The organism is Rhodococcus sp. B50 (assembly GCF_013602415.1).
Lineage (GTDB): Bacteria > Actinomycetota > Actinomycetes > Mycobacteriales > Mycobacteriaceae > Rhodococcus.
Window position 1 is genome coordinate 133,787 of the sequence record NZ_WPAG02000003.1, and the last position, 11,854, is coordinate 145,640.

Here is an 11,854-nt window from a genome sequence, read left to right on the forward strand (position 1 = left end):
CCTTCCCGGCACCGGACCGCCCCAACCACCACACCCGAAGGATCACCATCATGACCAACGCAGTCATCGTCGACGCCGTCCGCCTCGCGTCCGGCAAGGGCAAGATGGGCGGCGCGCTGTCCGGCACCCACCCGGTCGAGCTCCTCGCCACCGTTCTGCGCTCCATCGTCTCGCGCAACAACCTCGACCCGGCCCAGGTCGACGACGTGATCGGCGGCTGTGTCGCTCAGGTCGGCGAGCAGGCAGTGAACATCTCCCGCACCGCGCTGCTGTCCGCCGGCTTCCCGGACTCGGTGCCCGCCACCACCATCGACCGCCAGTGCGGGTCGAGCCAGCAGGCCGCCCACTTCGCCGCCCAGGGCATCATCGCCGGCGCCTACGACATCGTCATCGCCTGCGGTGTCGAGTCCATGAGCCGCATCCCGATGGGCACCGCGACCCTCGGCAAGGACACCGGCGGCCCGGGCATCGCCGCCCGCTACCCCGAGGGCCTGGTCAACCAGGGCATCTCCGCCGAGTTGATCGCCGCGAAGTGGAAGCTGGACCGCGACACCCTCGACGCCTACTCCGCGCAGTCGCACCAGCGCGCCGCCGAGGCGATCGCCGCGGGCGCGTTCGACAACGAGATCATCCCGATCGACGTCACCAACGCCGCCGGCGAGACGGTCACCCACCTCGTCGACGAGACGGTCCGCGCCGCGACCACCGCCGAGGGCCTGTCCGGCCTCAAGCCGTCCTTCTACACCGACTCGTACGCGGCACGCTTCCCCGAGGCCGGCTGGAACATCACCCCCGGCAACTCCTCGCCGCTGACCGACGGCGCGTCCGCGGTCCTGATCATGAGCGAGGAGGCCGCGAACAAGCTGGGCCTGACCCCGCGCGCCCGGTTCCACTCGTTCTCCGTCGCCGGCGACGATCCGGTCTTCATGCTGACCGCTCCGATCCCCGCCACCCACAAGGTGCTCGCGCGTGCGGGCCTGAGCATCGAGGACATCGACGCCTACGAGGTCAACGAGGCGTTCGCGCCGGTGCCGCTCGCCTGGGCGCACGAGTTCAACGCGGACCCCGCGAAGCTGAACCCGCGCGGCGGCGCGATCGCCCTCGGCCACGCCCTCGGCTCCTCCGGCACCCGCCTGCTCACCACCCTGGTCAACCAGCTCGAGGCGACCGGCGGTCGCTACGGCCTGCAGACGATGTGCGAGGGCGCCGGCATGGCCAACGCCACCATCATCGAACGTCTCTGAGACACCTTCTCCTCCACACCGATTCGAAAGGCACACCATGATCGTCAATGACAGCGTCGCGGTCGTCACCGGTGGCGCGTCGGGCCTCGGCCTCGCCACCACCAAGGCCCTGCTCGCCGACGGCGCCTCGGTCGTCATCATCGACCTGCCGTCCTCCAACGGCGAGACCGTCGCCAAGGAGCTCGGTGACCGGGTCCGTTTCGTCGCCGCCGACGTCACCGACGAGGCCGCCGTCGCGGAGGCACTCGACGTCGCCGAGTCCCTCGGACCGCTGCGTGTCGCCGTCAACTGCGCCGGCATCGGCAACGCCATCAAGACCGTCAACAAGAACGGCGCGTTCCCCCTCGCCGATTTCTCGAAGATCATCAACGTCAACCTGATCGGCACCTTCAACGTGCTGCGTCTGGCGGCCGAGCGGATCTCGAAGACCGAGCCGATCGACGGCGAGCGCGGCGTCATCATCAACACCGCCTCCGTCGCCGCCTTCGACGGCCAGATCGGTCAGGCCGCCTACTCGGCGTCCAAGGGCGGTGTCGTCGGCATGACCCTGCCGATCGCCCGCGACCTCGCGTCGCTGCTCATCCGCGTCAACACCATCGCACCGGGCCTGTTCAAGACCCCGCTGCTGGGCTCGCTGCCCGAGGAGGCCCAGAAGTCCCTCGGCGCGCAGGTACCGCACCCGTCGCGTCTCGGCGACCCGTCCGAGTACGGCGCCCTGGCCGCGCACATCGTCTCCAACCCGATGCTCAACGGCGAGACCATCCGTCTCGACGGCGCCATCCGCATGGCACCCCGCTGACGCACGCACGAACCGAGGAGGGGCCGATGACTGCACAGCCGCCGACCGCCGCCGCATGGCGGGACTTCGAGCCGATGCAGCTCGGCCCCATCTTCGACCACGTCCTCGAAGCATTCCATTAGAACGGCTTCCACGGCACCACCGTCCGCGACCTCGCCCGCAGCAGTCCGCGCTCGACTCCGAGATGCGTCACCTATCCCCGGAGAACCGCCGCCGATACGCGGCCACCCGCAAGCAACTCGAACTCATGGCCCTCGATCTCGTGACGGACGGCATCGAGAAGGGTGTCTTCGCCGTCGACGACATCCCCGAGACCGTCCGTGCCCTGCTCGACATGGGCCAGTCCATCACCCGCTGGTTCCAGATCGACGGTCCCCTGACGCCCGACGAGGTCGCCGACCGCTACACCGCCATTGTCCTGCGTGTCGTCGGCCATCCCACCGCTCCCTGACAATCCGTACCGCGAGGAGACCTACGTGCTGACCACCGCATTCACCGAGACCTTCGGCGTCCGCCACCCCATCGTGCAGGGCGGCATGCAGTGGGTCGGTCGCGCCGAACTCGTTGCCGCTGTCGCCAATGCCGGCGCACTCGGCCTGATCACCGCGCTCACCCAACCCACACCGGACGATCTCGCGAAGGAGATCGCTCGCACCCGCGAGATGACAGACCAGCCGTTCGGGGTGAACCTGACCATCCTGCCCGCGATCACCCCGCCGCCGTACGACGAGTACCGCCAGGTCATCATCGACTCCGGCGTCAAGATCGTCGAGACCGCCGGATCCAACCCGGCACCGCACCTGCCCGACTTCCACGCCGCCGGCATCAAGGTGCTGCACAAGTGCACCAGCGTCCGGCACGCCGTCAAGGCGCAGGACATCGGTGTCGACGGCATCAGCATCGACGGATTCGAGTGCGCCGGGCACCCCGGCGAGGACGATGTGCCGGGCCTGGTGCTGATCGCCGCCGCTGCCGAGCAGATCACCATCCCGATGATCGCGTCCGGCGGTTTCGGCGACGGCCGCGGCCTGGTCGCGGCGCTCGCGCTCGGTGCCGACGGGATCAACATGGGTACCCGCTTCATGTGCACCGAGGAGTCGCCGATCCACCGCACGATCAAGGAGGCGATCGTCGCGGCGAAGGAGACGGACACCGAGCTCATCTTCCGTCCACTGCGCAACACTGCGCGGGTCGCCAGCAACACCGTCAGCCGCGAGGTCGTCGAGATCCTCGACCGCGGCGGGCAGTTCGAGGACGTCCGTGAACTCGTCGCCGGGGCGAGAGGGCGCCTCGTGTACGAGAACGGCGACCCGGAGGCCGGCATCTGGACGGTCGGCACCGTGCAGGGCATCATCCACGACATTCCGACGGCGGGCGAGCTCGTCGAACGGATCGTCGCCGACGCGGAGGCACTGATCGCCGAACGCCTCACAGGGCTGCTCGGCAGCGGAACCCAGACCGTCACCGCCTGACCACGAGGAGGCAGAATCTATGCAACGCAGACACTTCGAAGCCGATCACGAGGACTACCGCGGCACCGTCCGCGAGTTCCTCGCCCGCGAGGTCAAACCCCACTACCTGCAGTGGGAGGAAGACCACCTCATCGATCGCAGTGCGTGGCTCGCCGCCGCGAAGGCAGGAATCATGGGCTTGTCCGTTCCGGAAAAGTTCGGCGGCTCCGGCGTCACCGACTTCCGGTTCCGGCAGGTCGTCTTCGAAGAGATTGCCCGCTCCGCGACGACGTCTTTCGGCATGGGAACCGGCTGCCAGGATGACATCGTGATCCCGTACATCAATCATCTCGGCACTGAGGATCAGAAGCGCCGTTGGCTGCCAGGGCTGGCCGCGGGTGAGCTGATCGGCGCCATCGCGATGACCGAGCCCGAAACGGGTTCGGACCTGCAGGCGATCAGAACTTCGGCCGTTTACGATCCAGCCACCAAGGAGTGGGTGATCAACGGGCAGAAGACGTTCATCACCAACGGAATTCACTCCGACCTGGTGATCGTCGTGTGCCGCACCGACCCGAACGCCGGGTCGAAGGGCTTCTCGCTTATCGTCGTCGAGCGCGACACCCCCGGCTTCAGCCGCGGCCGCAAGCTGCACAAGGTTGGCCTCGCCGCGCAGGACACCGCCGAACTCGTCTTCGAGAACGTCCGCGTGCCCGCGAGCAACCTGCTCGGCACCGAGGGCCGCGGCTTCATCCACATGATGGAGAACCTGCCGCTCGAACGACTCTCCATCGCCATCGGTGCGATCTCTGCCGCCCGCGCCGCCTACGAGTGGACAAAGCACTACGTCTTCGAGCGCAAGGCCTTCGGCAAGCCGATCGGCGACCTGCAGAACACCCGGTTCGTGCTCGCCGAGATGCTCACCGAGATCGAGATCACCGAGTCGCACATCGACCGCTGCGTGATCGCCCTCAACGCAGACGAATTGACCGCAGTCGACGCGGCCAAGGCCAAGTGGTGGGCGACCGAGCTGCAGAAGAACGTCGTGGATCGTTGCGTCCAGGTGCACGGTGGGTACGGCTACATGATGGAGTACCCGATTGCTCGGTCCTTCCTCGACGGCCGAATTCAGACCATCTACGGCGGCACCACCGAGGTCATGAAGGAGATCATCGGCCGCGACATCGCCTCGCAAATCGCCCAGTGATCGTTTCGGAATGAGTTCGGCGTGACACATGGCGGTCGAGATGCACCCGGCACTGTGTCTCGGGCAGCTGTTGATCTTGCTCCGGATGATCTGTGGAACCGGGTGGCTCCGCTGACCGAGGCCGGGCCGCGACCGACGCTCCACGAAACACTCCTCGCCGAGCTGCGGGCCACCGATCTGCCCGGGATGAACGACGTCGCCACTCGAGGGCTCGCATGTGCGAGCCCTCGAGTGGCATTGAGCATGTCGACGCCTCGCGCACGGCTCGTCGGTGTCCGCACCGGTACGCAGGGAACGAAGGCCCCCTCGCCTGATTCGTGTCCAGTCCGCTACTGATGCTCGGTGACGTCTCCAACGCCGAGCAGATCGTCGTTCACTACTACGAGAACACCCCACGATGATGCGACGGGCTGCTCCTCTCCAACGGATGGGAGCAGCCCGTGCGGTATTCGTGTTGCTGGAGTCGAGGTGCACGTTGGTGCCCTCTCCGTCTCTGCGAGATCGGGAGGGCACCAACGTCAAGCGTTGATCATCTGCCGCAGGCGGGATTTGAGGATCTTGCCCGATGCGTTGCGCGGAAGCTCCTCGACGATCAGAACTGCCGTCGGCTTCTTGTACGAAGCCAGCCGTTCTTGACAGTATTCGATGATGTCAGCCGCGCTGGGCGGATCCTCCGGATTCGCAGCGAGGATCACGGCAACGGGAGTCTCCCCCCAGTGATCATGCTTTTTGGCAACCAGGGCGACATCCTGCACCTGGGGGTGCCCGGCAATCACGTTCTCGACCTCAGCGCAATAGATGTTCTCTCCCCCGGAGATGATCATGTCCTTGAGCCGGTCGACCACATAAATGAAGCCATCTTCATCCACTCGAACCAAATCGCCTGAGTGGAACCAGCCCCCGTGGAACGCCTCCTCAGTGGCGTCAGGCTTGTTCCAGTACCCGGCCATTGTCGACGGGCCGCGGTAAACGATCTCGCCGACCTGCCCCGCGGGGACATCATTCATTTCCGCATCCACCACACGAACCATGACGTGCGGCAACGGCTTACCGACTGACCCGAGCTTTCGCACTGCATCCTGCCCTCTGAGGACGACAGTATTAGGCGACATCTCGGTCTGTCCGAAGCCAGAGACGATGGAAACGCCGGGAAAGCAGTCGTTCATCCGGTGCAGAAGTGCCGGCGTAGCCGGGGCTGCGCCCCAACAAGCGACCTTGAGCTGAATGTCTCTCGAAGAGAGAGTGGTGCTGCTGCACACTGATTGCCACTGTGTCGGGACGAGGAAGGCAGTGGTGACCGCCTCCTGTTCGAGTGTGTCGAGGAAGGCTTCGACGTCGAAGGCGCCCGTCGGGACGATGACGGATGTGTGCCCTAAGATGAGGCTGGGCAGCGCCGCGCCGACCCCGGCTATGTGGAACAGGGGCGAGGTGATGAGCGAGATCGTGTCCTCGTCGGTCAGCTGATAGATCTGACTGACCGCAATCGTTCCGGCAAGCAGATTCTCGTACGACAGCATCGCCCCTTTCGGGTTTCCTGTCGTGCCCGATGTGTACATGATGAGCGCGATGTCTTCCAGACGCAACGGCCATGGATGTTCCACCGCAGGAGTGGTGGCAAGCAGCTCGTCATAGGACACGAGAGGCAGGGCCATCTGCTCCGGATGAGAGCAGACGATCTTGATCGGCGGTAGTGGGATGCCAGCGCACGCCGCATCCGTGACATCGATAAGACCACCCTCGGTGACGATCACGTTACCGCCGGAATCGCGGATGATGTACTCGACTTCGTCGGCGGCGAGCCGAAAATTCACCGGTACCGCGATTGCACCGATTCGGTTGACGGCGATGACCGTTTCTATGAACTCCGGCCGATTCTTCAACAGCACGAGTACGCGGTCACCGCTGCCGACACCCAGCTCCGACAGCGCGTGACCAAGTCTCGTGGTGCGATCGGCGAGTTCGGACCAGCTGGTGGTGAGACCACCGAATCGCATCGCCGGCGTGGACGGTTTAGTGTGGGCATGTCTTTCGACCTGGTGCATCCAAGTCAACGGCATATGCGGCAGCATGTACAGATCCTTTGCCTTCGATCATGTGGTCACTGGCCGGCGGCGTGACCACCACGGTGGACAGGCCACGTACCAGCCTGCGCCCCCGAGGCGGTCTGCACGCCTCGGGGGAGACAACCGAGCGGTGAGTGCACTGGGTAGTGCACCCTCTGCGCTATCCGGTGTGATCGTTCTCGACCACGACCCGGATGGGGTGAAGACTGCGGTCGCGGAGGGTGGCAATGCCTTCGGCGTACCTCTCAAGAGATACCCGGTGACTGATCGTTCCGGCGATCTTCAGCTGCCCGGATCCGACGAGCTCAATCAGGTCATCGAGGTCCTGAGAGACGTAGCCGTACGAGCCTCGAACCGACCATTCCTTCGCCACCAGTGTCCCGAGGCCAAAACCTAGCTCGACCTTCTCCGAGGACACCCCGACCACGGTGCACAGTCCTCCCGGGCGCAGGCTTCGGATCGCCTGTTCGACGGTTCTGTTCGACCCGACGAACTCGAAGCTGTAGTCGACCCCGCCACCGGTCTCGCTGACGATCCGCTTTCCTGGGGCCCCGTCCCGCGCATCGACCACCACGTCAGCCCCGAAGCCCGCGGCCCGATCGAGGGCAGCGTCGTAGGTGTCGACACCGATGACGCGGGCGCCGATCACCTGCTTCAGGATCATGGTGGCGTGCAGGCCGAGACCTCCGAGTCCGAAGACGGCGACGGTGTCGCCCCGCTGAACACCCGCTTCCCGGATCGCGTGGAACGGACCGGCAACGGCATCGGCCATGATCGCTGCGGTCGCGAAGTCGATCGAGTCCGGGATGCGGTGGACGTTGCCTGCCGGAACGGTGACGTAGTCCGCCGCGGCACCGGCTCCGACTACACCGAGGACGGTGTTGTTCGGGCACTGGTTGGTTCGCCCTGCCCGGCACGCCGTGCATTCGCCACAGACTACGATCGGATTGACGAGCACCCGGTCGCCGGTCCTGACTCCGACGGCGTCGGTACCCACTTGGTCCACGACACCGGAGGCTTCGTGTCCCAAAGTGAGTGGCAGGTCCTGGGTGGGAATGTGTCCGTCGAGAATATGGAGGTCGGATCCGCAAATACCGCAGGCGCGGACTGCAACCCGGACGTCGCGCGGACCCGGTTCCGGGATCGGCAGATCGACGAGTTCCGGATCCGCTCCGGATTCGCGAATCTGGATCGCACGCATCACAGCACCGCGATCTCTCGCTCGAGACGTTCGGCGACGTGCCGCTGGGCGGCTTCCCGGATAGCAGGGAGGTGGCCGGAGCCGAACAGGGGTTCACCGGGAGTGGCGTCGCGCAGCAGGCTCTTGGCCAGCGTCCACTTGTGGACCTCGGTGGGGCCGTCGGCGACGGCCATCACCTGGGCGTCGACCATCATCGCCGAGAACGGCATCTCATTGGAGATCCCCAGTGCCCCGTGCAGGTGCATCGCGCGCTGCACGACATCGTGATACACCTTGGGCATCGCGACTTTGACCGCGGCGATGTCCTTGCGAACGGCGCGGTAGTCGTCGTGCTGATCGATCAGCCAGGCGGTCCGCAGAAGCAGCAGCCGGAACTGCTCGATGTCGATCCAGCTGTCCGCGACCTTCTCCTGCGTCGCCTGCAGGTCCGCCAGGCGACCGTCGCGCATCGTGCGGGAAACGGCGCGTTCGAGCATGAGGTCGAACGCCTTGCGGACCTGGGCGAGGGTGCGCATGCCGTGGTGGATGCGCCCGCCCCCGAGCCGGGTCTGCGCGATGGCGAACGCCGCGCCCTCCTCCCCGAGAAGATGGTCGGCCGGCACCCGCACGTCGCGGTACCGGATGTAGGCGTGGCTCGAGTACTCGGCCGACTCGGTGCCGATCCCCGCGTCCCGGATGATCTCGATGCCGGCCGTCTCGGCAGGCACGATGAACATCGACATCCGCCGGTGCCGGTCCGCGCCGTCGTTCGTCACTGCCATCACGAGGAAGAAGCTGGCATACCGCGCATTCGACGAGAACCACTTCTCACCGTTGATGACCCAGTCGTCACCGTCGCGCACCGCGCGGGTGGTAAACAACGTGGGATCGGCCCCGGCAAGCGGCTCGGTCATCGAGTAGCACGAGGAGATCAGGCCGTCGAGCAGCGGCTGGAGGTAACGCTGCTTCTGCTCGGCCGTGCCGTACTTGGCGAGGATCTCGGCGTTCCCGGAATCGGGCGCCTGGCACCCGAACACCGACGGCGCCCATCGGGACCGCCCGAGGATCTCGTTGAGCAGGGCCAGTTTCACCTGGCCGTAGCCCTGTCCGCCGTGCTCGGGGGTGAGGTGGCACGCCCACAGCTTCTGTTCACGAACCTGCTCCTTCAGCGGCGCGATCAGGCGCATCGCCTGCTCGTCGGCCTTGTCGTAGGGATCACCGAGAACGTGATCGAGGGGCTCCACCTCCGTGCGGACGAATGAGTCCGCCCAGTCGAGCTTGGCCTGGAATTCGGGCTCTGTCGAGAAGTCCCACATCAGCTACACTCCAATTCAGTTGCATCAAACTTGGAAGCAACTGTATCTACTAGTGGAGGTAATTGCCAGATGTCTGGTCGTGTTGTGGTGGTGACGGGCGGAAGTCGCGGACTCGGGCGGGCGATGTGCCGGCATTTCGCGGCGGACGGCGATCACGTGGTGGTGGCCAGCCGCAAGCGCGAGGCCTGCGAAGCGCTCGCGGAGGAGTTTCGCGCCGAATACGGCGTGGACGCCGTCGGTTTCGCGTGCCACGTGGGCTCGTGGGAGCAGTGCGATGCGCTGATCGACTTCGTCGACGAGCGTTTCGGCCGCATCGACGTGCTGGTGAACAACGCCGGGATGTCCCCGCTGTACCCGTCGCTGGGCGAGCTGAGCGAGGAACTGTTCGACAAGGTGATCGGGGTCAACCTGCGCGGGCCGTTTCGGCTCGCGGTCCGGGCCGGTGAGCTGATGCAGCGCGAACAGGGTGGTGCGATCGTCAACATCACCAGCATCGCGGCCGTGCAGCCGCAGCCCTACGACCTGCCGTACGCCGCGGCCAAGGCCGCCCTCAACACGGTGACGAGCGGGTTGGCGCGATCCTTCGGTCCGACGGTGCGGGTCAACGCGGTCATGGCCGGCCCGTTCGACACGGACGTCACCGCCGCGTGGAACGACCACACCCGTCAGCGGACCTCCGAGGACATCCCGCTCGGGCGTATCGGAAACCCAGAGGAGATCATCGGGGCAGTCGCCTACCTGGCCGGCCCGTCCGCGAGCTACACCACCGGCGCAGTGATCAAGGTCGACGGTGGGATGGCTAGCATCCCAGCATGACCAGCAAGCAAGCCGGTGGCAAGGAAACCCGCGAACGGTTGCTCGACGCCGCCGAACGGCTATTCGCGGAGCGCGGGGTGGACTCGGTGTCCATGCGCGAGATCAGCCGCGAAGCTCGTTCCCGCAACGTGATCGCGGGCCAGTACTGGTTCGGTGACAAGGAGGGCCTCGTCGCCGCCTTGTTGGACAGGCACAACCCTGAAATCGACAACCGCAGACATGCGCTGTTGGACGCGTACGAGGCGTCCTCGGTGTCGGACATCGCCACTCTCGCGGCGGCACTGGTTCGGCCCCTGGGCGCGAAGCTCAGCCAGGGAGCCAGCGGTGCCGGATACCTCCAAACCATGTCCGACCTGCTCACCAGAGCCAACCCGTCGGTCGAGCCCTTCGGGCTTGCCGATCCGAGTAGCAGCATGGCCCGCTGGGGCGGGCTGCTCGAACCTCTGCTCGAACCCGAGGCCGTCCAACTCCACCGTAGGTTTCTCACGGCCCGATTCGTCGTAGTGGAATTGGCACTTCGTGCCCAGACTGATCGTAAAGACCACGCGTTGCTTCTCAGCCACGTCATCGACGCCGCGGCCGGACAGCTGACCGCGCCCGTCTCCGCGGAGACTCATCGACTCCGGTTGGAACGCGATAATTCGAAGAAGGGTGTAAGGAAAAGTTGACTGCGGAAATCGACTGGACGGCAATGGCCTCCTGGATTCGCGAGAACGATCTCGGCACCACTATCGCCGACGTTCGACCCCTCGCCGGTGGGACACAGAACCGGGTCCTCCGGCTCCGGGTCGACGACCGCGATCTGGTCCTACGGTGCCCACCGCTTCATCCGCGACCGTCAAGCAACAAGACCATGTTGCGCGAGTCCGCGGTCCTGTCGTCTCTCGCCGATACTGACGTTCCGCATCCCCGGCTCGTCGCGACGTGCGAGGACCTGGAGGTCCTCGGAATGGTGTTCTACCTGATGGAAGAGGTGGACGGGTTCAACCCCGGCGAAGAAATTTCGGACGCGTACACCGCCGATCGAGATACTCGACACGAATCCGGACTTGCGGTGGCCCGCGCATTGGCGCACCTCGGCGAGGTGGATCCGGCGGGCACGCCGATGGCCAAGTTCCAGCGACCGGGAAGCTTTCTGTCGCGCCAAGTGGACCAATGGCAAAAGCAGCTCAACGGCTACTCTGCCGACAGTACCTACAAACCCGCACTCCCCGACGTAGACCTCACCGCCGAATGGCTCCGCGCCAACCAACCCGATAACCAGCCCCCCGGAATCATGCATGGGGACTTCCATCTCAACAATGTCCTGCTTGCGCGAAACTCCCCCGAAGTCGCCGCCATCGTCGACTGGGAAATGTGCACCGTGGGAGACCCCTTGCTCGATCTGGGCTGGCTACTCGCCTGCTGGCCACACGAGCCGGCGCCAGTCGCAACCGGTGCTCGGCTGGCGTCCGCAGGCGGTTTGCCGACTCGCACCGAACTCGTCACTGCCTACTCCGCTGCCAGCACCCGTAGCGTCAGCGAGATCGACTGGTACACAGCCCTTGCCGGATACAAGCTCGGAATTGTATTGGAAGGCACGTGGGCTCGAGCGCTTGCCGGAAAGGCACCTCGCGAGGTCGGTTTGCGTCTCCACGAATGCGCAATTGGACTACTGGAGATCTCTGCCCGAATCGCATCGGGCGACTGGTCTGTCGCCGCCGAACAAGTTTAGCCCGAGCTGCGGCACAATCGACCTGTTAAGGCACCAACGACAAGGTTCAGCAGGTCAACTGATG

At 65.5% G+C, this 11,854-nt stretch carries 10 protein-coding genes and 1 pseudogene; 8 read left to right on the top strand and 3 right to left on the bottom strand.

The genetic code is table 11. The annotated features are described in order from the left end of the window. Positions 1-50: 50 nt before the first annotated feature. The 5 genes and pseudogenes from GON09_RS25095 to GON09_RS25115 all read left to right on the top strand — a co-directional run bounded on the left by GON09_RS25095 (position 51) and on the right by GON09_RS25115 (position 4,701). Positions 51-1,244 carry a thiolase family protein gene (locus GON09_RS25095; protein WP_213934733.1) on the top strand — a complete coding sequence of 398 codons (1,194 nt, stop codon included), beginning with the start codon at positions 51-53 and terminating at the stop codon, positions 1,242-1,244. A gap of 37 nt (positions 1,245-1,281) precedes the next feature. Beyond that, entirely contained in the window at positions 1,282-2,043 is a 762-nt protein-coding gene (locus GON09_RS25100) for a 3-hydroxyacyl-CoA dehydrogenase (protein ID WP_213934734.1), read from the top strand. A gap of 26 nt (positions 2,044-2,069) precedes the next feature. Beyond that, a pseudogene (locus tag GON09_RS25105) lies at positions 2,070-2,494 on the top strand (hypothetical protein). Between the two features lie 25 nt (positions 2,495-2,519). Continuing rightward, positions 2,520-3,515 carry an NAD(P)H-dependent flavin oxidoreductase gene (locus GON09_RS25110; RefSeq protein WP_213934735.1) on the top strand — a complete coding sequence of 332 codons (996 nt, stop codon included), beginning with the start codon at positions 2,520-2,522 and terminating at the stop codon, positions 3,513-3,515. Between the two features lie 19 nt (positions 3,516-3,534). Further along, positions 3,535-4,701, top strand: coding sequence for an acyl-CoA dehydrogenase family protein (locus GON09_RS25115; RefSeq protein ID WP_213934736.1), 1,167 nt, complete (start codon positions 3,535-3,537; stop codon positions 4,699-4,701). Between the two features lie 518 nt (positions 4,702-5,219). On the opposite strand, the gene GON09_RS25120 is transcribed toward GON09_RS25115, so the two are convergent. The 3 genes from GON09_RS25120 to GON09_RS25130 form a co-directional block, all read right to left on the bottom strand. Further along, positions 5,220-6,770: a long-chain-fatty-acid--CoA ligase gene (locus GON09_RS25120; RefSeq protein ID WP_213934737.1), complete on the bottom strand. Its 1,551-nt coding sequence runs from the start codon at positions 6,768-6,770 to the stop codon at positions 5,220-5,222. Between the two features lie 154 nt (positions 6,771-6,924). Then, the gene (locus tag GON09_RS25125; RefSeq protein ID WP_213934738.1) at positions 6,925-7,965 is read right to left on the bottom strand and encodes a zinc-dependent alcohol dehydrogenase; all 1,041 of its coding nucleotides are present in this window, start codon (positions 7,963-7,965) and stop codon (positions 6,925-6,927) included. Beyond that, positions 7,965-9,260 (bottom strand): acyl-CoA dehydrogenase family protein, encoded by a 1,296-nt coding sequence (locus tag GON09_RS25130; protein ID WP_213934739.1) that lies wholly within the window; start codon positions 9,258-9,260, stop codon positions 7,965-7,967. The genes GON09_RS25125 and GON09_RS25130 overlap by 1 nt, the downstream gene beginning before the upstream one ends. A 69-nt stretch (positions 9,261-9,329) precedes the next feature. Here GON09_RS25130 and GON09_RS25135 point away from each other — a divergent pair, with 69 nt between their 5' ends. From GON09_RS25135 to GON09_RS25145, 3 genes are read left to right on the top strand one after another with little or no spacing between them, the layout of a single operon-like run. Beyond that, entirely contained in the window at positions 9,330-10,076 is a 747-nt protein-coding gene (locus GON09_RS25135; RefSeq protein WP_213934740.1) for an SDR family NAD(P)-dependent oxidoreductase, read from the top strand. Beyond that, entirely contained in the window at positions 10,073-10,744 is a 672-nt protein-coding gene (locus GON09_RS25140; RefSeq protein ID WP_213934741.1) for a TetR/AcrR family transcriptional regulator, read from the top strand. The genes GON09_RS25135 and GON09_RS25140 overlap by 4 nt, the downstream gene beginning before the upstream one ends. Then, complete coding sequence (locus GON09_RS25145) at positions 10,741-11,790, top strand: phosphotransferase family protein (RefSeq protein WP_244867013.1); 1,050 nt, start codon at positions 10,741-10,743, stop codon at positions 11,788-11,790. Before GON09_RS25140 ends, GON09_RS25145 begins: the two co-directional genes overlap by 4 nt. Positions 11,791-11,854: the final 64 nt, after the last annotated feature.